Source organism: Pseudorhizobium flavum (assembly GCF_044142885.1).
Lineage (GTDB): Bacteria > Pseudomonadota > Alphaproteobacteria > Rhizobiales > Rhizobiaceae > Neorhizobium > Neorhizobium flavum.
On the sequence record NZ_JBIOKZ010000016.1, the window covers coordinates 1 to 23,127 of the forward strand.

The following is a 23,127-nucleotide window of genomic DNA, read 5'->3' on the forward strand; positions in this document are numbered from 1 at the left end:
GCGTTCGCTTTGGCGATTGAGCGGCTGATGCTGGGCGAACTTCTCGAACAGGATCATCGCCAGAAGGTTTGGCCCGGCAAAACCGCGCGGCGTCACATGGAAGGGTGCTGGCGGTTGGGTGATCTTCTCGCATTCGCGGCAGGAGAACTTCTCCCGCACGGTCTGAATGACCTTCCACTGACGAGGGATGACCTCCAGTGTCTCTGTGATATCCTCACCGAGCTTCGACAGCTTGGCAGAGCCGCAGCAGGAGCAGTTTGTCGGAGCAGCAATGACGACACGTTCGCGCGGGAGATGCTCGGGAAACGGCTTGCGTGATGGGCGCTTGCGCTCGAAGGCCCTGACGGTCGAGGCATTGGCTGCGATCTCCGCCGCCAATTCATCTTCGCCAGCATCAGCCTCCAGCTCCTCGAGCTGCAGTTCCATCTGTTCGAGAAGCCGCGCTTTGCGCTCGGAGCGACTGCCATAAAGCTCCCGGCGGACTTTCTCGATCTCCAGCTTCAACCGCGCGATCAGCGCCTCGGAATGCGACACGAGCGCCTTCGCGCTGGCGGCCTCTGCCTTGGCGGTCGCTGCCTCGGCCTCGGCCGTAATGCGTCGGGCACGCTCCGCCGCCAAGGCCGCAAGTGCGCTGGCAAGGTCGTCAGGAAGCTGTTCAGCCGCATCGTTCATGGGCTGATGGAATCATATTCGCCCCCGCCATTCCAGCGTTTTTGCTCATCCGACTGATGTTGGTCGCCAGGTCTTTTGCGGCATCCGCCAGTCGATACCCTCCAGCAGATAACCGAGCTGTCCAGGCGTAATTACCACCGTACCATCGGCCACCGACGGCCATACAAAGCGTCCCCGCTCCAGCTTCTTCGTGAACAAGCAAGCTCCCTGGCTATCGTGCCAAATGACCTTGATCAGACCGCCGCCACGCCCGCGGAACACGAACAGGTGCCCGCACATCGGATCGCGCTTCAGTGTCTCTTGCACCATCAGCGACAGACCGGGAAAGCCCTTGCGCATGTCCGTATGGCCGGTCGCCAACCAGACCTTCACACCAGCAGGAACCGGGATCATCGCCGACCCAGCACACAATCGAGAATGCGGCCGAGCGCCTCCGTGTCGATATCGCTGTCCACCCGCACACGCCGGCCTCGGCCCAGCTCTATGGTGACATCGCTGCGCTTTCGCCGGGGATGGGATGTGGTGGGCGGATCAGATGGAACGGGCAAGGCTGCCGGGGCGGCCTCAGACACAATCACCGGCACCAAAGTGGTTGCCGCCTTGGTCATCGGCTCCACGAGCTGGCACAGCTCTTTGCGCCAACGGAAGAGCTGGCTGACATGAATACCGGCTGCGCGGGCTACCTCCGAAATGACAGCGTCAGGTTCAAAGCAGGCAGCAACGAGCCGCTCCTTCTCCTCCCGAGACCAGCGCCGACGCCGCTCCACAGACGTGATGACTTCAATCGGATGCTTCGTCATATGGCTACTCCTCTTATGTTCGTTTACAAGAGGTGGAGACACAGCTTCCCCGCCGCCTAGAGACGGATGCGGCTAATTAACACCGTTGAACAAAGCAGGAGGCAAGGCATTTCGACGACGGTTGGCATACTCTTATTCGCGGGTTGATTACCGCATTTCCGTTTGTTCGTCTGGGGCTGCCTCGGTCTAGTGTCGGGCGTAGAATAAATCTGCCACATAGGAGTATCGAGGGTTCCCCACCGCAGCCCTGCCTCCAACTTTGATCAACAGATAATGTTTTCCAAGGTGACCTAAGAAGGCTCGCAGCAAGCCTGTTTCAAAGCTTGCTGAGGGGCGCTACTTCTTGCCCGATCGCCCATATGAAGGCGGCCATCTCTCTCGCGATGGCCGTCACGGCAACCGTCTTTGCCTTGCCGGCGCTTATCAGTCTTCGGTACCGGGTGCAGAGTCTAACTTGTCCTTTCCACGCAATCGCACAGACCGACTTCGGGAGACCTGCCAGTCTTGCACTGATTGAGGAACTGATCCTTGCGGGGTATCGGTACGTCCAAGCCCCCTCAATCAGCGCCCGGCGCGCCCGTGCGTTGCCTGCCTTAGTGATTCCTCCACGTCTAACGCGCTCGCCCGTTGAGCTTTCTGTAGGAACGAGGCCGAGATAGGCCATCAACTGGCGTGGGCTGTCGAAGCGACGGACATCTCCAATTTCGACCACCAACGTAACTGCTGTCATGAACGCGACACCGCGCATCGCTTGGTAGGCAGCGACCACTGGTGCCATTGACCAAGAGGCCGAAGTCTCCACAATCAGTTTGTTCAGTCGATCAAGACGAACTCCGGCATCCTCAACAGTCTGACAGTATTCGGCCAGCAGAATTTGATGCGCAGGATGATCGAACGCTTGAGATGCCAACCACCGTCCATGCGCGCGAGTCCAGGCTTTCCGTCCTGTGTAATATCGGCCATGACGGAGCAAGAACGAATGGAGTTGTTGTCGCGCCTGCTTCTGTGCCTCGAAAGCTGCGTCGCGGGCACGTACCAGGTCACGAACCGCTTCATGAGCTTCATCTGGCACCCAGACAGATGTCAACTCGCCAGCTCGATGAAGCCTCGCAAGACTGATCGCATCGCGGCGATTAGTTTTCACCCGATCACCGGCACGCTTTGGCACCAATGACGGCGCGACCACATTGCATTCGTGACCCAATTCAACGATTTGCCGATAGAGCCCATAGCCTGTAGGGCCGGCTTCATAGCAGAAGTGGAGCTTGGCCCCGCGTTTAGCCAGCTTCTTGACCATTCCCGCTACCGAAGCTGGCTCAGAGGAAATGTCACCCAGAAACCGCACCTCGCCGTTGCGTTCGCCGTCGGCAATCGCCACAGAAATCTTGAACTTTGATGTGTCTAGGCCGATGAAGGCTACCTGCTCACTTGACATGTCTTCCCTCGCTGGTTGGTAGGTCGCCCTGGCTAATTCCAGCGCCCACACAATCTACAGCGTGGGCGCGCGACCCTCACCAACGAACATACGGTCTAGTGCTAGCACTAGGACTGGCAGTCAGCAGCCCATCATCGCAAGACGGCCTTCACCGTGGGCTTACCAAGCATCTCGCTTTAACCGCCAGCTGATTTCGATGTCTGGGTTCTCGGCGTTCTCGGGCTTCAAATAGATCCAGCCGATGAAGGCTTCTGGGTCATCCTTCGGAAAGATGGCCCAATAGCCGAGGCCATTACCGTACGAGGTTTGGATCCTTTGCTTCAGGAGGGCCCGGTGAAGCTCCGGATCATCCCATGGGCCAGGAATGAATTTCATGACCTCGGGATCTTCGTTCATTGCCAAACAGGCCCCGAAGTCGGCCATGCTGCGAGGTCGGAGGAGGAGCCGCTCGGTTTCGAAGCTGGGCAGCATCAGGCGGCATCCTTCTTCAGTCGGAAGTTGAGGGATTTACAATCTCATTTCCATCAGTTGTGGTCTAGAGTGGTGTGGCGGCCGCTCATGGATCTTCGTTTAGTAGTACGAAAATACCCTCCAGGCGTGATTATCGTGCTACTAACTCAATCGATCATCCGCCGTTTTGGACACATCTGGCATCGCCGTTCGCTATGCCCACGAAGCCAAAAGCGTCAATAATCCTCAGCCCTAAAGATCGACAATACACGCTGCGTGACTTTGGGATCCGACGGATCGTCTGAGCCGTATTCCATGTTCTTGTCATAATAATCGATCTTCCAGAGGTACTTCTGGCCCTCCACCATGACGCTACCGAAGTCGCCTTCTCCGTGGGGATCATTACCGTCATGTTTCACCTCGGCATTTTGGACAGCTGCGAAGACCGCTTGTTTGGTGTTCTGGCTGGCATGAGCGAGGCCACCCATGAATGCGATCGTGCCGCCAACGCCTGTTTGGCGCAGGACGAAATTCAACATTCTGATTTTGGCAACGGCTTCGGGATTCGTGCTAGACATCGTATTCTCCTTAGAGACTATAATGGATGTGAATGAATGAGGTGAAATAGGAGGTCAAGCGTAGGAGGACTCCGTCACCCCATGTTCCAGAGCCTGACGAAAGTCGCAGCTTCTTCCTCAATTTTCTGTTCGGAAGGCATGGGCATCATTAAGTTCGCGTCGCCAAGTGCCACCAATAGGTCGGCGCTGTCCCGAAGACCAAGGCGTTCAATCGCATCCCGACGAGATATGAGGCCTTTGGAATAGGCGAGGACGGTGTCGTCTTGAGGTTCTGGTTTGTCATCTGACATGGCGATGCTCCTCAAAACCGTGGCCGCGGCGGCCGATATCTCGGCGCTGGCTTCGGCTTGTATTTATATGCCGGGGCGGGGAGTTTTGGCCATTCCTTATAATCGCAGCTGGTGTCGTCATTCGGCCGCCAGTTGTCACAAGACCAAAACGTTTTGCCTTCGTTGTCGCCCTTTTTGATCTGACGCTCTCTCAAAGATCCCGTTTGGCACTTCGGGCACTTGCGGCCTCTGCTCGTCTTGGGAGTCTGCTTCTCAGCTGCAGGGGCGGCGGCAGCAGGCCAGATAGTATGGCGGCAGGATGTCTCATCGTTTGGCCGCCAGTTGTTGCAGCCAAGGAATACCATTCCGGCCTTGTCACCTTTGGAGACAATGCGGGTTACCATCTTGCCAACCCCACACTTTAGACACTTGGTGCCATGACCGGGTGCTGGATTTATCTGTGCTGTTTTCATTGATGCCCTCCTCCTGATGTGTAGACATCAGTGTCCCGGAGGAAGTGGCTTAGGTCAAATTGAGGAGAGAGAACAAAGGGGAAAAGCAGTGGGCATCGATGTTTCAGAATTCCTGTCGGCGTATTACCTCGGCAGCTTTCCGAGAAAAATCCTGTTGCCCTGTCGGTTCCCGCATCGGCGGCATCTAAGTTTTGGGGCAATGCTGTAAATCACGAGATCCTTGCCATGCCTCCGCTGGAGGTCCCAGCGATCGAGCCACGTCTCATGTTCGCAGGCCCCACACCTGGCACCAATGGTCTCCCATTCCATGAGCCCGCCCATCTTCAGGGAATGATCGGCGACATCGCCGCTATACGATGGTGTTTCCCTTCCTCCTGCCAGATCGATGCCTTTACGGTGTTTCATCCGAACATAGAACGGAAAGGGAACGAAGGTGTCAAGGAGATCCTAGTCGTGGCTGGCCATGATCTTCTTCAGCATGCGGGAGGTATCAGGCGGATTGTTCTCGGAAGCTGTAGGATTGCAGACAGGACAGGGCATCTCAGCGGCTCCGCAAAGACAAGCGTCTGGGCCGCCGAAGGCACGACGCGGGTGGGCCTCGCAGACCCAGCCTGTGTTGGCGCAGTTGTCGCAGGGTATTGGCATCGGATGCCTGCGTGCCGTTGTTGCTGTCTGCAGTTAAGCTGAACCTAGTCACCGATGGCGTAATATTCCCCGTGAATTCGCGTTCCTTTGCAGTCGGCCTCAGTCACAAATTTCAAACTACCCTCTCCAGGTAGGATAAATAGAAATTCGTCAACATCAATAGACCCTGCAAGGCTGTCGGGATATTGCAATGTAGCGTTGAATTTAAGCGGCCTGCGAGTCATGGCAATAGGCGCTTGGCACAGGATTTTATTGGCATCGCGCCTTTCGGCCATGATGAATTTCAATTCATAGTCTGTGCCGTCTCTTTGTTCTATCTCCATCCAGCACTGCACGTTGCTCCCGCAATCGCCCGACCATTCGCCCACATAGGGATCACGGTTTTCAGCTAAAGCGGTTGATGCCCCAGCGAGCATCAAAAGAGATAAGAGAAGGCTACAGTGTTTCATCATCAGTCCTACCAGGATTATGGCCTGGATGATCGCAGGGTCACATTTAAATTCCGTTGAGCAAACGTGCCAACTTGACCGCTTAAGTTGTTCTTAAGGCAGTTCATTCACGAACATTTTGAGGAAACGAGCTATCTCAGCGTCAGATCAATCCTGAGAACACGCATGAAATCCTTCACTCATTTTACATATCCCACCTTTCTAGGCCTCGCTGGCTTCTTCTCTGCATTAGGGGATCTGATCCAAAATCAGACGATCACCCTCGCTGTGATGATGGGACTTATGCTCCTCGGTTTGGCATGTCTCTGCCTGCCGAAATCATGGACAGTTGAGCGGGTCTGGCGGAATTGGCTTCATATGGAAGTGAAAGAGGGATTCTCGCCTCGAGGTTTCGGTGGCACTTGCATTATTCTGGCTGGCCTCATGTGGGGGTTCTTCAACTTATCCGCACAGGCGGCAGACGATGGTGGTATCATCGCGTCACAATATCCAAAGGTTCTGGAAGTTCAGATGGCTTTAGGCATCGTCCAGCGTGATGTTGCTGAAATCAAAGCTGTAGCCACCGAGATCAAGGCAGATACATCGCAGCTGCTCTTGGCGGCCGACCAATGGATGCAGTTTGACCTCCATCTTCTTCATACCGCTTCCCATCCGATGGAAAATGGCGAATGGGTTCATATCCCGTCGGGATCGAGTGTTTTGGTGAATAATGAAACCAATTTCCAATTCGAAGACGTAAAAGTCGTTCTACGTGACCCTGGTGACACAGAGATCTACAGACAGTCATATGAGAATGTTCTTGAAAAGCAACAGCGATTTGAACGAGAAGTAATCGAAGTCGCCTATGAGGATGTTTCTGTCTGCTTGTCAGCCAAGCGGCGCGGGAAAGACGAATGGCTTATCGACAGGCATAAGATGAAGATCTTCTATGGCCCTGATCAATACTCTACGGAGTACCGAAAGTACGATTCAGACGGCGTTAAAGTCCACAACACCCCGACGAACTGCGGGTAAAGCATGGTCACTCATCACGATCCTGCAGTTTTGGATGAGGTCAAGCGCCTGAAGGCTATGCATATCAGTGTGCCCGACATCATGCGGCAAACTGTCCTCAGCATGTTTGAGGTGTATGAAGTCACAGAAAGCCGGGAAGTTGCCATCAAGAAAATGGCTCGGCTCAATTATGTCCGCGGCACGGGATGGCCGTGGGACGAGATAGTGGTCCACCCCGACGATCAGCGAAATCCGACAGGAGACAAAGCATTGGATTCTGCCAGAGCAATCGTAAACCTCTTTCGAGGAAGAGCTCTGGATGATCCCATCCGGCAGGCACTTTATACCCTACCTTTGGAAGAGCGACGGCAGATGGTGGAAATCATCACGGAACTTGTCCGTCAGGCTGGGAAGTAGATCTACCTCCAAACAGGCGCTCTCCATCCTGCATCGATGGCTTCGCGTTCTGTGCAGAACCAGCGTTCACCCTTCTCGAGGCTGACCTTTGTCTTGTTGTACCAAGGCGACCAAGGAGCGTGGTAGATCTGGCCACCCTTGGAGATGTTGCCTTTGATAGGGCAGCCATCTGGAGACTCTTGTTCGGCTACCTGCCACTTGGCAGTGCGATAATCCCAAGCGGTTTGGGTGTCAGCTTGCCAGATTCCAATCTTCTGAGAGCGTGCCTGATCTTCTTCGGCGGCATAATCTTCAGAGTATTTTCTGAACGCCCAAGCCAGGCCCTCAGCTACCAGTGTCTTGTTGATGTCGGTCCCATCGGATCTGTAGCATGTGGCGATGAGGCGACCATAATCATCATATTCATGACCTCTGCAGGTCACTCTACCTTTGGCCAGCTCTTCCAGACGATCCATGGCGGCTTCACCGCATTGCCAAGTGCCTCGCGGAGCCTCGTTACACTTCTGGCCAGCCTCTGGGGCATCGATGCCATGCAATCGGATCCTGATGGCCTGCAGGTCAATGGTGTCACCGTCGACGATCGAGGGGATGCCGGAGAGTTTCTCAGCTTTGGTTGCCGTTGTGGAGAAGAGGGCGGCGAGGGTAAACGCGACGATGAAGGCGCTATTCACGGCGATCTACTTAACTACCTCGATTTCACGTGCGGCCCATTCAGTCATAAAGTGCAGCCTGCAAAAGTTGATGCAACTATACATCCTTCGCAGCTTGTTGGGCTAGGGTACATCAACCCACCACGTCACATCCCAACCATAATCATCCATGGCGGCCTTCCATTCGGGGGTGATCGGCACCTGCAGTGTTATGGCTGGGGCATCGTCCCGCTCGGCCTGGTACTCGAAATGCTGGCCGATGAGGGCATCACAGTGGGAGCAGCCGTTACTCATGTATCTGGATTGCATGGTGCCGCTGAATCGGCGCTTAATGGCTCCGACTCCTGGAATGGCCGTCAGGTGAGGTAGCAGGGGACCCAGAACCCGATATTGCTCCAGTTCCGCAATGCCGAAGTTGCCACGTTGCCCGAGTACCGTGAACTCGACGTGATGGATAATCCTGGTTTCACATCCGCATGACCAGCAGTCCATGGTGCCAGTCCAGATCTGGAGGTCGGCGATCTGATCTGGCTGTAGCCCAAATTTGAATCGGCGATCGAAGGCGGCTGTAAGGAAGTCCTTCATCGGAAGAGATTGCTTCCATGGCCCGGGGATAGAAGCCGTAAGACCCTCGTTGAGTTCGCCGCCAATGCAGACTGCTGGGAGGTCATGGGTAATGGGGAAGCCAGGCCGTCGAAAGATCCACAGGCCGCGGACACCTGAAGCTTTGTACCGCTCTTGCCGTCGCATGGTTTCGTCTGGTGTCTGACCAGACCATTGGATCTCGATAGCAACCTCGCTTCCATTCTTCTCGGCCAGCACGTCGGCAATCCAAGGCTCACCATCCGGTGTCTGCCCACGTACTTCTGCCTCGGCCGTCCATCCCGTGGCTCGAGCGGCCTCGACAGCGAGCTTCTTGAGAACGAGGTGAGTTTCGGTCTCAGGTGCCGTCGTGCAGGCTCCGACGGCTTTATGGGCAAAGAACCTGGTGCTCTTGCGCCTCTTCAGGGATACCTTCGCATCACAGCATGGCATCCGAAGGTGGCGGTGCTTTCTGTTGTCATCCACCAGTTCCTGCCACTGGGTTTCAGTGAGATCGAAAGCGTGGATGCTGGAGCCATCAGCGTTGAGGCATCGAAGGGGCATCGAACTAGCCGTCAATCAAAGAACACGAATTCCAACTTCGCGTTTGGCGAATCCTCGGTGTAACCGACGACTTCACAGCCTTTTCTAATGGGGGCCTTGCCTTCGAGTGTTACGATTTCAGATCCCTGGTCGTAACCTTCGACATAATACGGAGCTGGATCACATCCCTTCTTGAATGTGTATGCCATGCCTCGGATTGAGCCATTCGACTGGATCTGGCCGCGGAACAGCACGGTTTTGTAAGGGATGCTTTTATGCTTCGGCTCGATATATGTGATCACACCGAGATCGGTATCCATATGCATCGTGCTGCCATTGTGTCCGATGATGGCACCGTGAGAAATGTTGAGCTTTCCACGAAGGGCAGGATAATCTTTGTTGGTGTCGATCACCTGTTCCAGCGGCAGGATGTCATAGGGCGCACCTAACGGGCACAGCGTTGACCAGAAGCTAGCAAGAACCCGACCGCCCGCGGCGTTGTCTTGCGTCACGATCTTCTTGGTCTTGAGATCCGTAAATTCGAAAGTGCGCTCAAATAGTTCGTCACCAGGGAAAACGCCCGAGAATTTGTAGTGATTGTCGAAGGGGTCTGTCAGCTCGCCCGTTTTGCAGTTTGCGGAGATCTTGAAGATTTCACTACCATCGCCGAAGGATCGCCCATTTGTGCAATCTTCGTCGCCAGGTCGCCAGTTTTCGCACCAGTCCTTGATCGTCTCTTCAGTGTATTTGGCTTCGATGAAAGCGTTGTCTGTCGCAATGCCTCCGAAGTCAAAAACCTTGGCCGCAGGCAGCTTGGGATGAACCCAGATTTCAGTCGGCTCGTAGCCGCCCATGGCGAATGCTGATGTCGATGATGCCGCCAATATGATGGCCGTGATGATGGTAGTGAATTTCATGCAGATCCCCAATGCCCTTACCCACGTCGAATCCTGGCCCGGAGACCTTTAGATTTCGTGACGCGAGTGATGGAGATCTTATGGATTAACTGAGAGACGGAGCCTCCGCGACTATGTGTGCGTCGCCAAGAACTCTGACAGGCGCAGGCCACATTCTTGGAGCCGCGGAAGTAGGATTGGTAACGCCTGCTCTTCGTCGTTCTGCAGATAAGGTATCGACAGTGCAGCCAGGCACTCTCCCTCGGGTCCAAAGACCGGGACAGCTACTGCATGTACGCTTCTCGCATGCTCGCCATGGTCGATCGCCCAACCTTGCTGTCTAACCTTCCGGAGCTCCCCCTGAAGATTGAGCGGGTCGGTATTTGTTTGGTCCGTCAGAGCGGCGAGATCCCCATTAAGAACTTTGTCGCGCAACGGTTGTGCTGCAAACGCAAGGAGCACCTTACTGGCCGCGCCAGCATGAAGCGGAAAGCGTCGCCCTGGCTCTGTGTGAATTGCATAAGGGTTATTGCTTGCGGCCACGGCGATTATCAGGGCCTCCAAACCGTCGATTACCGACAGTTTCACCGAATATCCGAGCTCCTGTGCCGCTTTGTCCATTTCCGGCTGTGCAATAGACCCAAGATCCAGCTCAAGTCGAACTGCTTGCGCCAATCGCTTAAGTCCAAGCCCCAATTGAAACGTGTTGCGATCCGATCCCTTGATTAGTCCGCCGTCCTCCAGAGAATTCAGAATTCGATAGGCTGTCGATCGAGTTACATTCACGTCAGATATAATTTCTTTGATCGATATATCGGGTGTCTTCGCCAATACTTTGAGCATTTGAATGGCCGTATCGACGGCGGGTACTCGGTGCTGTGACATTGGCACTCCTCTTGACATGAAATTCGCACCCTCTATAACAGTTCACATATTAATTGCCAGTTCAAATGTGAGACAGATTGCCTTGTTTATTGAGGGTCTCATTGAACTGGCATTGATCATCCGCGCTCATGCGCTGATGCAACGACTGTAGAGGAGATTCCATGACTGAGAAAACTGGTGAGCAGGGAAGTGTTCTGCAGCGGGAGGCCAAGATGATGAAACTCGAGGCACTGATTGCCGATCGAGAACATTATCAAGTGCCGGAACTTACCCTGGATGAGACCGAAGTGCTTCAAAGATACGAGCGGCTCTACACGGGTGCCGTGAGCGATGTGCTTCGAGAATTCTGCCTAATGTATCAAGCGCTACCATCTGACATCGTGCCTTTGCGGCCGGAGAAGACGGTCGCTGGGTACGCTTTCACAGTGAAAAGCGCACCTAACACAATGGTTTCTGGCGAGCTCACGTTCCGAACCAAGATGCTCGAGCAAATTGAGCCTGGCAGTTTCGTCGTGTGGGACACCTCGGAAGATGCCGAGTCTACGGCTTGGGGCGGTGTCATGACGGCCACAGCCGTCAGTCGGGGTGTCAAAGGCGTGGTGATTGACGGGGGCATGAGGGATACTCATCAGGTCCTAAAAGAGGACTTTCCCGTATTCTACAAATATCGCAGCCCTAATGGTTCTCTCGGGCGCTGCTTGATCTCTCATTATCAGTGCCTCATCCGCATTGGAAACACAGATATCCGGCCGGGTGACATCATTCTGGGTGACATTGATGGAGTAGTCGTGGTGCCCAGAAATATTGCAGTGAAGGTGCTTCTACGCGCAGAAGAGATATTGAAGAATGAAAAGGAAATATTCGAGTGGGTCGCGAATGGAGATAGCCTCGATGAGATAACAGATCGGGGCGGTTACTTCTAGCGGAGGAACTACAGCTAGAACTCGAGTAAGTAGATATTCACAACGGGAGGAGTGATACATGTCTTATAGGTCAATTGGTCGGCTTCATTTTCTTGTGCTCAGCGCTTCGCTAGCCGCAGCATCGGTCGCAGGTGCTGTGGAACTTCGCTTTGCACACGGAAGCAGCGAGGCTCATTTTGTCAATGTCGCCGCAAAGGCTATGGCAGAGCAGCTGGATTCTGAAACTCAGAGTGGCATCACGATGTCAGTGTTTCCGAATGAACAGCTTGGCGGCGGGCCGGAAATCATAGAGCAGGTTACGCTTGGCGCGGAGATCATGACGGTAGCCAACTCAGGAGATCTTGCTGAGTTCGTTCCCGATATCGGCGTAATCCAGTTTCCATTCCTTTACAGCTCCTATGCTGAAGCAGAGCCCCTGCTCAAAAGCGAACTGTTCTCGGGATGGAAGCAGGAGCTGGCAGAGCAGCACAACGTTCGGCTTCTGTGCCTCTTTAACTTTGGGGTACGGGATCTGTTCACCGTCAATGCGCCTGTTCGAACCCCTGCTGACATGAAGGGGATGAAGGTTCGGGTGCAGCCTGTTGAACTGTATCTTGAACTCGTGAAAAAGTCGTTTGGCGCAGTTCCGACACCCTTACCGTATTCTGAACTCTATTCAGCACTGTCTCAGGGGGTTGTTGATGCCGCGGAATCTCCTCCGGTCGCAATCCTTGATCAGAAGTTCAATGAAGTCTCGAAGTACCTTACGCTGACAAACCACGTGTTGGACTTGGCCAGCATCATCATGAGCGAGGAGGTATGGGCAAAGCTCAGCGATGCGGAACAGAAGGCGTTGCAAGCCTCTGCGGACCTGGCTTGTTCAAATATGACCTCGGAGAGTGAGGCCTCTTACGAGGCTGCCGTTGATGAACTCGCCGCGTCTGGAATGGAAGTTATCAGAGATCCGGATCTGGCTGCGTTCAGAGAAGGCGCAGCGGAGATTGAGGCCGCCTTCCCAGAATGGTCGCCGGGCTTGCTTGCTAACGTGAAGAAAGCGATCGCAACGCAGTAAGGGCAGTCGGATCAGTTGGGGTGGGGCCAAGTTCGCCACCCCAACTGAGATCCATGGAGGGAGGAAGTATGTATAGACACCGGTGGCTTTCCGAGTTTGGCAACTATGCATTGGCAGCTGGCATAGCTGTGATAGCGCTCATCGTCGCATCAGGAGTATTTTTTCGGTACGTGATGGGCGATCCACTCGCGTTCTCTTTTGACCTTTCGATATTAGTCTTTGCCTGGGTGATCTTGATTGGAGCGGCTGTAGCTCACGTTGATGGAGAACATATTGCCGTCGATTTCGTCCAAGATCGGATTTCACCAAAGCTCTATCGCATTGTGAAAATCGCCCGGGAATTATTGGTGGCGGCGGTTTCTTCCTATGTGGCTTGGTATGGCTTTGAGTTGGCTATGCGCACCCGAAGCAAGATTGTCTCCCTCGATCTGTCAAATAGATATCTCTACATCGCTGTTCCAATTGGATTTGCACTTATCGCGTTGATCTCGCTCTGGCGGGCTTTCCGGCTAGCCACCTCCACAATCAACCCACCGGATCAAGAGTCCATCAAATGACCCTCATTGCAACTGCCTCATTCTTTGCTCTGGTGACGGTAGGTTTACCCGTCGCATTTGTTCTGCTTGTCATCTCGATCATGTTCGTCCTGAACGATCCCGCAATGCTGCCAATTATTCACGTGCAGAGGATTATATCAGGCACCCAATCCTTTCCGTTGTTGGCAATTCCGCTGTTTATTCTGGTGGGTGAGCTAGCAAATCTATCCGGGGTCAGTCGACAGGTAATGGGTTTTGCTTCTCTTGCTACGCGGCCGCTGTACGGTGGACTGGCACAAGCCAACATCGTCATCAGCACGTTGATGTCAGGGATGTCCGGTTCTGCGCTGGGTGACACGGCGATGAATGCAAAAATTCTCGTTCCAAGCATGCGGCGTAATGGATATCCCGACGGCTTCTCCGCTGCTGTAACAGCTGCGTCCAGTTTAATTGCGCCGATGATCCCACCAGGTATCGGGATGATTCTGTTTGGGTTCGTGTGCGATATTTCCGTTGGTCGCTTGTTTGCGGGCGGCGTGATACCAGGGGCGATAATGGCGGTCGCGCTGATGGCCGTGACATCATACGTGTCCCGAGTTCGAGGCTATGAGCCGCCTCAGAAACGTGCACCCACTGCTGATTTGCTACGCGCTGCAGTAGGTATAATCCCAGCACTTGTCATGCCAGTCATTATTGTGGCGGGAATTCGTGGGGGCGTTTTTACGCCTAGTGAATCCGCTGCGGTGGCCGTTGTCTATGTCGCTTTCCTGTGCGTTATTTATCGTCAGGCCAAATTTGCGGACTACGTCAAGGCTCTGCGGTCCACAGCGACTACCACGTCCGTCATTATGCTGGTTCTGGCTGCCTCTGCTGGACTTGGATGGATACTAACCTTTGAACAGATCCCTCAGAAGGTTGGCGCTGGCTTGCTGGGGGTGACGCAAGATCCCCTCCTGCTGCTACTGATCATCGGAGGCCTCCTGCTAGTCTGCGGAATGTTCATCGAAGGTACACCGCTAATCCTGATATTTGGACCGATGTTTCTCCCCGCCGTTGTTACCGCAGGCATCGATCCGGTTCATTATGGTGTCTTCTTCGTTTTCGTGGTTCATTTAGGTGGGATCACTCCGCCAGTCGGCACCATTATGTTCACCGCCTGCGCTGTTATCGGGGTGCCTATATCGACATTTGCTAAAGCCGTTCTGCCTTACATCGGTGTGTTGTTAGGGATAGCAGTAGCAATTGCCGCATTTCCTCCCCTCAGCACCTGGTTGGCATATCTTTAGGAGTGAAATGTGCAGATCTGTATGATGATTCCGCCAGTGCCTGATCGTCGTTGGGCACTTGCACGCCAGATGGGTGTGGAAGCCGCCATAGCTAAGCTGGCACCCGAACTCACGAACCAGTCTCCTCCTTGGGACGCCGAGAGCTTGCATACTAGCGTCGGTCGATATGCGGAGGCTGGCTTTAAAATTGTTGGTCTCGAAGGCGACCAGTTCGACATGTCCCGTATCAAGCTTGGATTGCCTGGCCGAGATGAGGACATCGAGCTTTACGCTAAGATGATTCGAAACATGGGCAGGGAAGGAATCTCCCTACTGTGCCTGAATTTCATGGCAGGAATTGGTTGGCACCGAACCCGGACTGACGTGCTCGGCCGCGGTGGTGCGCGAGTTAGCAGCTTTGACCGAACACAACCACAGGAACTAACGTCACTCGGCGTTATTCCATCTGAGGATATTTGGAGGAATTTTGAGTACTTTATTCGGCGCGTGGCCCCTGTGGCAGAGGACTCTGGGGTTCGGTTGGGGTTGCATCCCGACGACCCCCCAGTTCCGGAGTTGCACGGCATTGGCAGAGTTCTCAACACGATTGAGGCACTGGAAAAGGCAGTTGATATCGCTGCCTCGCCGTCGGTAGGCGTTACCTTCTGCCAAGGAACTATTGCCACCATGGGTGAAGACGTTTTAGCGGCAGCTCGGCGTTTCGGGCGCGAACGCATTTTCTTTGTTCATGTTCGCGACGTGCGTGCGAGCTCTGGCAGTTTCGTTGAAACCTTCCCCGATGAAGGGCAGACACCGATGGCCGAGCTTTTCCAGGTGTATTCAGAACTTGGTCTAGAATGCCCAATACGACCTGACCATGCTCCTGCCATGGACGGCGATGGTGTAACGGGTGACAAGGTCAATGGGATAAATGTCGGATACGAAGCCATCGGGATGGTTCACAGCCTTGGATTCTTGCAGGGGTTAATGCTTGCAACTAAGTTGAGGACGTAAGCAGCCGAAATCGTACCGGAATCCGGAAAAATGGCCTAGTCATCGGTGGCTGTATTTGAGAATTTGCTAATGCCAGTAGGATCTTTGATGATCTGACTTGGAAATCCCACCTGGTTCCCCTCCGGGTGGGGTTTTTCTTTAGCGTCTCGGCAACCTGCAGCTTTCGCAAGTTAAGCTTTCTTTACGCTGCTTTCGTCTGGTTACGTCCGCCTGACTTCGCGTCATAGAGGGCATGGTCGGCAGCGTCGATCAGGCGCTGGAAATCTGGGTGACCATCGTGGACAGCAAGGCCGATCGAAAGCGTGGCTCGCGTTGTCTTGCCGTCGCCAACCTGCAGATCCTTGGATTCAAAGCTCGTGCGGATTCGCTCGGCCACCCGATAGCCTTCGTCCCTGTCTGTTTCCACCAACACGACGAGAAATTCCTCGCCACCGTACCGGAAGACATAGTCAGACGTGCGGGTGGTACTCATGACGGTTTCCGCCATCTGGCGTAGGACATAGTCGCCAGCGGAGTGGCCCCAGGTGTCATTGATCTTCTTAAAGAAGTCTACGTCAATCATGAGGAGGGTTAGCGGGCTATCCTGCTGGTTCGCCACCGTAACCTCACGGCCCAGAACTGATGGTAAGAAGCGCCGTGTTAGTGCCGAGGTCAGGGGATCCCTCGCATTCGCAGCAGCCGAGAGACTCTGGAATAGGTCGTTGAGAAGGAATTTAATTTCCTCGATGAGCACCTGAAGGCGCGAAACCGCTGATGAACGATCATTGTCATTTTGGATCTTGGGGAGCAGATCCTCATCAATCTCCGAGATTGCTCGCTCAATGCGATTGAGCATAATCGATCCCTCAAACATTACGGCGGCTCGGTGCCGTATCCAAAGGCCAAATGACGAATTGGCAAGTGGATCGATCTGTATTGATGTGTGATTGGCCACGATTTCGAACAGGATGGTCTGGCTCCACTCCATGAGCGTCGCCTTCTGCGTTTCGCGCTCCAAGCCTACATCCTGGCCGAGGGAAAACAGCCGATAAGCTTCATCAACCTGCACACGTTCCGCTGTTCCCTTGACGTAGGCCTTACTCATATGAAGCATGGCATAATCGACAAGTTCGTTGATCAATGTGATTGAGGACGGAATATCCGGTCCGGGATGCTCGATCATCAATTTCTGGCTGATCCCCTTCTTCAAGAGGCTCGCGCCTTCGAGTACCAAATGAACCGGAATTTTGATGCGGGCGTGGATTTCCCCAATCATCTTTTGACGATCTTCGAAAGCTGCCAGCCCGTCACCACTGCAATCGATCGCAACGAGGGCCAGCAGCCAGTCCCGCAGTGATCCACTCAGTCGGCTGTGTACCATAGACTGGCTCAGAAAAGCCGTGGCCTCTGCATCTTTCAGGAAGGTGTCGTAGAACAGCCCTACGAATTCAGTCGCATGCGTGGTGATGACTTCACCCAGCTGCGAAAGGTAGCTTGTTCTTCTATCATGGCTGAGACTGACAAAGTAGGAGAGGGCGGCTTCTTGCATGATTATTCCATCACTTGCGAAGCGCCCTATTCGGACCAATCACCCGTGGTGTCAACAAGTGGTCGTTCTGAAAAGCAGTCGAAGTCGTGCCGAAATCTGAGAAGGTGGGCTGGCAAGACGGGTTGGGGTTGAAAACCGATTAATTCCACGGATCCCGGATCCGTCTGGAAACCCACCTTTTCCCACCTGGTCCCCTCCAGCTGGGGTTCTTTGGCTACAGAAAAGGCCGGGGCTTTAGCCGCCGACCTTCTCTCGTGCTTCAATCACTGCCAGTACATCCGTGGTCAGCGAGAAGCCGTAAGGGCATCATAGCCAAGCTGGGTGAGGAAGGCAAAAATTGTTGATTGTCAGTCGGGAACGGCCGGATCCCCGACCTTCGTCCGTGGCTGGCGAAAAGAATATATGCGATATCCTGCAAATAAGGATTCGCTTCCTGATTCATCGAAACTGGTTCGCTTAGATGTCACCTGAAGATCGCCGGAAAGCCTTTGAGCGCATGGTTGCTCGGTGGGAAGCGCGTGGATTCCAGTTCGAGAGTGATCCCAGCTTTCTGGAAAGCGTCGAGGACTGGATCCAGGGCCGGATTGAGATCCCGGAACTGCGGGTGATCTATATGAACCTGGTGCGGTCTCGACTCAACGGCTTGAGCGAATAGATAGGCGGCCAGGAGTTGTTCATACGACACTAAGTGACCACAAGAGTGCCGAACCCGAGAATTCGGGTTCGATTCTGTCTTGCAGAGCTAGATCTTCAACCGCTCAGCCACCAGCTTCTTCAAGCAGAATCGCAGCAGAAACCTTTTCAGCCGCCATTATAGTCGGGATATTTAGATTAGCTCGGGGGGCTGTCGGCATGATGGATGCGTCAACAACTCTGAGACCCTCCATCCCAATTACGCGGGCGCTTGAAGGTTCGGTTACAGCAGTTGGATCATCAGGGGAGCCCAGCTTGCAGGTACCGCAGACGTGCCACTGGCCGAAGGCGTTGTCTCGCACATAATCGCTCAGTGCCTCACCGTCGTCCATCAAGTGCTCCAGAGTCATGCCATTTGCGACAGCGATCTCCATGAACTTCCTTCGAGCCATCGGAATTGAATCGATAACAACAGCCGCTGGAGCGGTCAGCAGGAAGTTTCGTAACGTCTGCCTTCCAAGCGATTTTGCAAAGCCCGAGTAGCTGGACGGTGACGGGTGAGAAAGGATTCCAGAGAGTGCATCGGTCAAGAAAACCCGGGCCATTAGTTTGACCGCGTTTCCAAGCCTCTCGATATCGCGGTAGTCACCTAAGAAGTTCAATTCAGCTGTCGGAGGTTGCATTGGATCAGAGCTGACCAATTGAACATGCCCCCGAGCTTCGGCTTTGTTGACCCACGAGATCATGGAAGCGAGGCGAATGCCAAGCGGATGCCAAGCGGATTTTGCTGCCATCATGGCGAACATGTCGCCGGGACCGCAACCACCGACTCCGGACGAGTATCTAAGTCCCAGATGGATATGACGGCGGGTGTGGCGCAGACGCTTCCCCTTTTCGATGTATCCTGTCAGAGAGATTCCCGGATGCTCCTGGAGATTTTTGCCAATCCCATCCAGAACATGGACGGGATCAAGTCCTACACGCTTGAGTTCAACCAGCGGCCCGATACCTGAACGCATAAGAACTGCAGGAGAGTGGATCGCGCCGGAAGAAACGATGACCTCACGTGATCGAAGCTCACGATATTCACCGCCGCTCATGACGCGGACACCAATGACCTGCCGTCCCTCTATCAAAAGATTGGCGACATGGGTGTCGGACATGATCGAGAGATTGGCTCGAGCGCGGACGGCTTTGGTGAGATAAGCCATCGCCGTCGATACCCGGTGCTTACCCGCATTATTAGATAGCGTCATTGGAAAGTGGCCATCACCGAACGCGCCATTTTGGTCTCCGATTGAAGGATAGCCAAGCTCGATCAGCGCTCGCTCCGTTGCCAGTGATAGTTCCGGCCACTTGCTGCGGGGAATTCGATGGATCGGAATAGGTCCGTCTTTACCGTGAAGGTCGTTATCGTAGTCTAGGTCCGTCTCGAGCTTTTTGAAATATGGGAGAACACCTTCCCAATTCCAGCCAGCCGCTCCAAGATCTTCCCATTCGTTGTAATCATCGGGTGTTCCACGGTTAGCGATCTGCCCATTGATGCTCGAACCGCCCCCCATGATCTTCGGCTGCTCATACTTCTTCTTAGCTGGAGGCTGGTGAGCATTGTGCTGAAATGGCTTGGAATTCACCATCAAGCCATCCCAGTGGTTGCGAGGATCGAAGGCCGCACGCCCCGGGTAGGTATCCAGGATAGCGTCGCCTTCCTCGCCAGGCTTCAGGTCTCGGCCTGCCTCGATGAGAAGAACCTTTAGACGCGGGTTCTCGGATAATCTTCCGGCGAGCACACATCCCGCACTGCCACCGCCAACAATGATGTAGTCCCAGCTCGACACTATTCGGATTCCTTGCATTTCAGCGCTTGGCTGATCAGTTAAAAGTCTCGTGGAAGATCTTCGCCGCATGTTGGGCAACTTCCGTGTCTTGCTCGACGGAGCCGGAGCTCACGCCAATTGCGCCGACTACCTGTCCGCCGACGAAGAGCGGTACGCCGCCTCCCAGAGTGGTGAAACGTCCACCATTAAGCGCTTGGGCCCCATAACCAGGCATTCCTGGCTGTGTCTTCGGAGCCACCTCGTGTGTGGACACGCGCAAGCCCGCCGCCGCGTACGCCTTTGTCAAAGCTATCTCGATCGAAAAGAACTTGGCTCCGTCCATTCGACGGAACGCGACGAGGTGACCAGCTTCGTCCAAAACGGCTATATTCTGGGGGACCTCCATCTCACTGGCCTTGTCGGCAGCCCAACCAAGGACCTTCTCGGCCGCCGCATAGCTTAGGGTTTGTTTCGTCAACATCGATTGCTCCAATTTTTGTTCTAGTCTTCTCAGCCCTTGACCGATCCCTTGGTCAGACCGGACACAATCAGGCGGCCGAGGAGCGTGAATACGATCAGGATGGGTAGAACCCCCATCACAGCTGCAGCAGAAAGCGGTCCCCACTCCCGACCGAAGTAGCCGATGAAATTGTAGATCGCAGGCTGGACAGGGCGTAGTGCGGGATTATCCACCATCACTGTAGAGGCCACGAACTCATTCCAGGATCCCACAAATGCCATGACACCAGCGGCACCGAGCGCCGGAAGGATCAGCGGCAGAATTATCATCCTCAGTATCGTGAAGTGACCAGCACCGTCTGCAACGGCTGCTTCGTCCAATTCCCGGGGGATGCCTTCAATCGTGCCCTTGATGATCCAGATCGCCATTGGCAGCTGGTGGGCCGTGTAAATCAAAGGGAGGGTGTAGTATTGGTTCGTGAGGCCCAAGCGCAAGAAATAGATGTAGTTCGGAATCAGGAGCGCCGCGGCTCCTAAGGACAGCGGAATGCTGGCTACCACGAGCAGGAACAATGGTTTCCGGCCAGGGAAATCAAAGCGATCGAATGCGTAGGCGGCAGGAACCCCTAGCAACAGCACCATGATGACAGTGATGGCGCTATACAGGAGAGAAATCGCGAGGGAATGGCTGAAGCCGCTGGCAAAAACCCGCTCATAGTTTTCCAGCGTGGGCGTAAAGTCGAAGAGGGTTGGAGGAAAACGGAATAGATCCGCTTCACTTTTCAATGAGGTCAGAACGCCCCAAACCAGCGGCGCAATGTTGAGGATAATCAGGAGGGTGAAGAGCACCCCAATGATGAGGCCTTTCCAGCCAAAAACGAATGGACGACGGGTGGTCGCTGCAGAGTGCATGGGTTTCATACCTTCCACTTTGATAAGCGGACATACGCCAGCACTAGCAGGACGTTTCCGAAGAACATGATGAGAGCCAACGAGGTCGCAGAACCTAGGTCATAATTCACAAAGGCGCGATCAAACACATCAATGGCGAGAATCCTTGTCGCCGAACCAGGGCCCCCACCAGTCAGGACAAGGGGACTTTCAACCGTGTTGATGTTCGAGAGCGTCAGTACGATCATGACCAAAAGAAGCGGGGTCTTGAGGAGGGGTAGAAGGATAAGACGGACAATATTCCATGATCCTGCACCATCCAGAGATGCGGCCTCAATGTAGTCCTCGGGGATGGATTTCAGGCCTGCGAGAAGTATGATCAAGGCGTAGCCGAGGCGTTTCCATACAGAGACGGCAATCAACAGACCCATTGCGGAATTCGGGTCTCCCAGCAGCTGAAGATCCGGCAGGCCCATCATTCTGAGGATGGACATGGCCATGCCGATGTCGCTGACAAACACCCACTTGAACAACAAAGTCGCCACAACCGTGGATGTGATCCATGGAACGATGACGATCATCTGCACGATGAAGCCACGCTTCGGGGGCAGTCTGTGAACCCACAGAGCAAGTGCCAAGGATATGACGACCGTCAACAGGACAGATATCGAAGTATGGATAGCAGTTCTGCCGAATGTAGCCGCGATGGCTGGGTCGGACAGCAATTGTTCATAGTTGCCGAGGCCTATGAACTCGCTTGCCGCCCCATATCGGATCCTGTGGAGGCTGAACCAGAAGCCATAAAAGACAGGAGAAAACAGAACCAACAGAAGCGCGGAGAACGCTGGAACTATGTATAGTAGCCCCGTCGAGCGCGAAGTCATTTTTCAACCTTGAGCAATTGAGAAGGACGATGGCCGAAAGTTTCGGCCATCAATTCGTTGGGTGAGAGGGGATCAACGGCCGTTCTGACGGTTGAAATGCTCTCCCGCTTCCGTCAACGCAGCTTTCACGTCCTTGCCATCGACGATTATCTGCTGGGTGGCTCGGTTCAGGGCCTGTCGATATCCACCAACCGAAAAATCGATGGGGGTGAGCCACCCTGCTTCTGCCGCGCCGCGAGCAGCCACTGCCAGATATTCATTCCCCGGCTGAGAAATGAACTCATTAAGCTCTTCCAGGGTGGATTTCTTACCAGGGATCTGACCGCCGACTTCTGCCCAGATACGATCACCGGGGTCAGACATCATGAAATCCATGAACTTCGACGCAGCTTCCTTAACTTCGCTGCCCGACCAGATGCCAACGGACCAGCCAGCCATAACTGCGGGAGAATGGGATCCGTCACCGCTGCCAGGCCATTGCATCAGAGAGACTTTGTCTTTGCCCAGCTTTGCTTGCATCGTGGAAACACGAACAGCTGCTCCTTGGATCATAGCCACTCGGTCTGAGGCAAATTGTTCCAATGCGTCGTCGACGGTCCACGTGGCGGCTTGGGATGGAGACACGCCTTCCTTGATCATGTCCGTGTAGAAAGTCATTCCTTTCACTGCGGATTCGGAGGCAAAGTTCGCCGCGCCGTCTTCGGTGTAAAGGTCGTCTCCTGCTCCGAGGACATGTGGAATCAAGGGATGAGGGTCAGCCTGTTGTTCACTATAGGCAGCGGAGAATCCGTATCGGGTGACGTTGCCGTCGCTACCCTTGACGGTCAGCTTTTCTGCCGCCCCCTTAAGGTCGTCCCAGGTCTTGATATTCTCAGGCTTAATTCCAGCCTCGGCAAAGAGGTCCGGTCGGTACATCAACGCGATGTAGTTACGCGAGGCGAAGATACCGTACTGCTTGCCGTCAACTGATGTGAGGTCCCAATATGCGTCCTTGAAATCGGCTTTCTTGTCTTCCGGCCATTCGTTGATGAAAAGCTCATTAAGGTCGGCAAGGGAACCTGACTGAATGGCATCGCCGAGGAAGTCTGTGACTACCCAAGTAATATCTGGTGCCGATCCGTTTCCATGAGCGGCGAGAAATTTGGGTGTCATTTGATCCCAAACCTGGGGCTCAACGACAATGTCGATATCCGGGTTGGCGGTCTCAAATTCCTTGATGATCTGTGCAAGCGCAACTTCACGCGGAGACGTTCCGTCCGGATTGAGAAACGTCCACATCCGAACAGTTTCTGCCATCGCACCCGCAGGAGCAATCAGAGACAGTGATAGTGCAGTGCAAAGTGCGAGAGCCGCGGTTTTCATCTTCAACATTTCAACCTCCCATTGTTC

Annotated in this window: 27 protein-coding genes; 8 read left to right on the forward strand and 19 right to left on the reverse strand. The window is 54.2% G+C overall.

Going from position 1 to position 23,127, the window contains the following annotated elements; translation table 11 throughout:
- The 9 genes from ACEPP2_RS19875 to ACEPP2_RS19915 form a co-directional block, all read right to left on the reverse strand.
- Nucleotides 1-672, reverse strand: a 672-nt coding sequence (locus tag ACEPP2_RS19875) for an IS66 family transposase (RefSeq protein WP_395517717.1), incomplete at its 3' end; no start/stop codon positions are given.
- A 45-nt stretch (nt 673-717) separates the two neighbouring features.
- A complete protein-coding gene (gene tnpB, locus ACEPP2_RS19880) occupies nt 718-1,065 on the reverse strand; it encodes an IS66 family insertion sequence element accessory protein TnpB (protein WP_395517718.1) in 348 nt (115 codons plus the stop codon).
- Nucleotides 1,062-1,472 (reverse strand): IS66-like element accessory protein TnpA, encoded by a 411-nt coding sequence (gene tnpA / locus ACEPP2_RS19885; RefSeq protein ID WP_395517719.1) that lies wholly within the window; start codon nt 1,470-1,472, stop codon nt 1,062-1,064. Before tnpA ends, tnpB begins: the two co-directional genes overlap by 4 nt.
- 316 nt (nt 1,473-1,788) lie before the next feature.
- Nucleotides 1,789-2,907 carry an IS110 family RNA-guided transposase gene (locus ACEPP2_RS19890; protein WP_395517720.1) on the reverse strand — a complete coding sequence of 373 codons (1,119 nt, stop codon included), beginning with the start codon at nt 2,905-2,907 and terminating at the stop codon, nt 1,789-1,791.
- 159 nt (nt 2,908-3,066) lie between these two features.
- Entirely contained in the window at nt 3,067-3,378 is a 312-nt protein-coding gene (locus tag ACEPP2_RS19895; protein ID WP_395517721.1) for a GNAT family N-acetyltransferase, read from the reverse strand.
- 215 nt (nt 3,379-3,593) lie between these two features.
- A complete protein-coding gene (locus ACEPP2_RS19900) occupies nt 3,594-3,935 on the reverse strand; it encodes a DUF3768 domain-containing protein (protein WP_395517722.1) in 342 nt (113 codons plus the stop codon).
- A 74-nt stretch (nt 3,936-4,009) separates the two neighbouring features.
- Complete coding sequence (locus ACEPP2_RS19905) at nt 4,010-4,225, reverse strand: hypothetical protein (protein ID WP_395517723.1); 216 nt, start codon at nt 4,223-4,225, stop codon at nt 4,010-4,012.
- An 11-nt stretch (nt 4,226-4,236) separates the two neighbouring features.
- The gene (locus ACEPP2_RS19910; protein WP_395517724.1) at nt 4,237-4,677 is read right to left on the reverse strand and encodes a topoisomerase DNA-binding C4 zinc finger domain-containing protein; all 441 of its coding nucleotides are present in this window, start codon (nt 4,675-4,677) and stop codon (nt 4,237-4,239) included.
- A 689-nt stretch (nt 4,678-5,366) separates the two neighbouring features.
- Nucleotides 5,367-5,774, reverse strand: coding sequence for a hypothetical protein (locus ACEPP2_RS19915; protein ID WP_395517725.1), 408 nt, complete (start codon nt 5,772-5,774; stop codon nt 5,367-5,369).
- A 162-nt stretch (nt 5,775-5,936) separates the two neighbouring features.
- Between ACEPP2_RS19915 and ACEPP2_RS19920 the strand changes: the two genes are divergently transcribed.
- A complete protein-coding gene (locus ACEPP2_RS19920) occupies nt 5,937-6,785 on the forward strand; it encodes a hypothetical protein (protein WP_395517726.1) in 849 nt (282 codons plus the stop codon).
- Nucleotides 6,786-6,788: 3 nt separating this feature from the next.
- The gene (locus ACEPP2_RS19925; protein WP_395517727.1) at nt 6,789-7,181 is read left to right on the forward strand and encodes a hypothetical protein; all 393 of its coding nucleotides are present in this window, start codon (nt 6,789-6,791) and stop codon (nt 7,179-7,181) included.
- Between the two features lie 2 nt (nt 7,182-7,183).
- Here ACEPP2_RS19925 and ACEPP2_RS19930 read toward each other — a convergent pair whose 3' ends face one another.
- The 4 genes from ACEPP2_RS19930 to ACEPP2_RS19945 all read right to left on the reverse strand — a co-directional run bounded on the left by ACEPP2_RS19930 (nt 7,184) and on the right by ACEPP2_RS19945 (nt 10,737).
- Nucleotides 7,184-7,852 carry a thermonuclease family protein gene (locus tag ACEPP2_RS19930; RefSeq protein WP_395517728.1) on the reverse strand — a complete coding sequence of 223 codons (669 nt, stop codon included), beginning with the start codon at nt 7,850-7,852 and terminating at the stop codon, nt 7,184-7,186.
- A 102-nt stretch (nt 7,853-7,954) separates the two neighbouring features.
- Nucleotides 7,955-8,899, reverse strand: a complete 945-nt coding sequence (locus tag ACEPP2_RS19935) for a competence protein CoiA (RefSeq protein WP_449619210.1) — start codon at nt 8,897-8,899, stop codon at nt 7,955-7,957.
- Nucleotides 8,900-8,988: 89 nt separating this feature from the next.
- The gene (locus ACEPP2_RS19940) at nt 8,989-9,873 is read right to left on the reverse strand and encodes a hypothetical protein (protein ID WP_395517730.1); all 885 of its coding nucleotides are present in this window, start codon (nt 9,871-9,873) and stop codon (nt 8,989-8,991) included.
- Between the two features lie 111 nt (nt 9,874-9,984).
- Nucleotides 9,985-10,737 (reverse strand): IclR family transcriptional regulator, encoded by a 753-nt coding sequence (locus tag ACEPP2_RS19945; RefSeq protein ID WP_395517731.1) that lies wholly within the window; start codon nt 10,735-10,737, stop codon nt 9,985-9,987.
- Between the two features lie 161 nt (nt 10,738-10,898).
- Here ACEPP2_RS19945 and ACEPP2_RS19950 point away from each other — a divergent pair, with 161 nt between their 5' ends.
- The 5 genes from ACEPP2_RS19950 to ACEPP2_RS19970 all read left to right on the forward strand — a co-directional run bounded on the left by ACEPP2_RS19950 (nt 10,899) and on the right by ACEPP2_RS19970 (nt 15,526).
- Entirely contained in the window at nt 10,899-11,660 is a 762-nt protein-coding gene (locus ACEPP2_RS19950; RefSeq protein WP_395517732.1) for an RraA family protein, read from the forward strand.
- A gap of 58 nt (nt 11,661-11,718) precedes the next feature.
- Nucleotides 11,719-12,711 (forward strand): TRAP transporter substrate-binding protein, encoded by a 993-nt coding sequence (locus ACEPP2_RS19955; protein ID WP_395517733.1) that lies wholly within the window; start codon nt 11,719-11,721, stop codon nt 12,709-12,711.
- Nucleotides 12,712-12,779: 68 nt separating this feature from the next.
- Nucleotides 12,780-13,268, forward strand: a complete 489-nt coding sequence (locus tag ACEPP2_RS19960) for a TRAP transporter small permease (RefSeq protein ID WP_395517734.1) — start codon at nt 12,780-12,782, stop codon at nt 13,266-13,268.
- Nucleotides 13,265-14,533 (forward strand): TRAP transporter large permease, encoded by a 1,269-nt coding sequence (locus tag ACEPP2_RS19965; RefSeq protein WP_395517735.1) that lies wholly within the window; start codon nt 13,265-13,267, stop codon nt 14,531-14,533. The genes ACEPP2_RS19960 and ACEPP2_RS19965 overlap by 4 nt, the downstream gene beginning before the upstream one ends.
- 9 nt (nt 14,534-14,542) lie before the next feature.
- Entirely contained in the window at nt 14,543-15,526 is a 984-nt protein-coding gene (locus ACEPP2_RS19970; protein WP_395517736.1) for a mannonate dehydratase, read from the forward strand.
- Nucleotides 15,527-15,707: 181 nt separating this feature from the next.
- On the opposite strand, the gene ACEPP2_RS19975 is transcribed toward ACEPP2_RS19970, so the two are convergent.
- The gene (locus tag ACEPP2_RS19975) at nt 15,708-17,054 is read right to left on the reverse strand and encodes a GGDEF domain-containing protein (protein ID WP_395517737.1); all 1,347 of its coding nucleotides are present in this window, start codon (nt 17,052-17,054) and stop codon (nt 15,708-15,710) included.
- A 460-nt stretch (nt 17,055-17,514) separates the two neighbouring features.
- Here ACEPP2_RS19975 and ACEPP2_RS19980 point away from each other — a divergent pair, with 460 nt between their 5' ends.
- Complete coding sequence (locus ACEPP2_RS19980) at nt 17,515-17,709, forward strand: hypothetical protein (RefSeq protein ID WP_395517738.1); 195 nt, start codon at nt 17,515-17,517, stop codon at nt 17,707-17,709.
- 103 nt (nt 17,710-17,812) lie between these two features.
- Here the strand turns inward: ACEPP2_RS19980 and ACEPP2_RS19985 are convergent, their stop codons facing one another.
- From ACEPP2_RS19985 to ACEPP2_RS20005, 5 genes are all read right to left on the reverse strand, one after another.
- The gene (locus ACEPP2_RS19985) at nt 17,813-19,525 is read right to left on the reverse strand and encodes a GMC family oxidoreductase (RefSeq protein WP_395517739.1); all 1,713 of its coding nucleotides are present in this window, start codon (nt 19,523-19,525) and stop codon (nt 17,813-17,815) included.
- Between the two features lie 34 nt (nt 19,526-19,559).
- Nucleotides 19,560-19,985: a GlcG/HbpS family heme-binding protein gene (locus tag ACEPP2_RS19990; RefSeq protein WP_395517740.1), complete on the reverse strand. Its 426-nt coding sequence runs from the start codon at nt 19,983-19,985 to the stop codon at nt 19,560-19,562.
- 29 nt (nt 19,986-20,014) lie between these two features.
- Nucleotides 20,015-20,884 carry a carbohydrate ABC transporter permease gene (locus tag ACEPP2_RS19995; protein WP_395517741.1) on the reverse strand — a complete coding sequence of 290 codons (870 nt, stop codon included), beginning with the start codon at nt 20,882-20,884 and terminating at the stop codon, nt 20,015-20,017.
- Complete coding sequence (locus tag ACEPP2_RS20000; protein ID WP_395517742.1) at nt 20,881-21,738, reverse strand: carbohydrate ABC transporter permease; 858 nt, start codon at nt 21,736-21,738, stop codon at nt 20,881-20,883. The genes ACEPP2_RS19995 and ACEPP2_RS20000 overlap by 4 nt, the downstream gene beginning before the upstream one ends.
- Nucleotides 21,739-21,810: 72 nt before the next feature.
- Nucleotides 21,811-23,109: an ABC transporter substrate-binding protein gene (locus tag ACEPP2_RS20005; RefSeq protein ID WP_395517743.1), complete on the reverse strand. Its 1,299-nt coding sequence runs from the start codon at nt 23,107-23,109 to the stop codon at nt 21,811-21,813.
- Between the last annotated feature and the right edge of the window lie 18 nt (nt 23,110-23,127).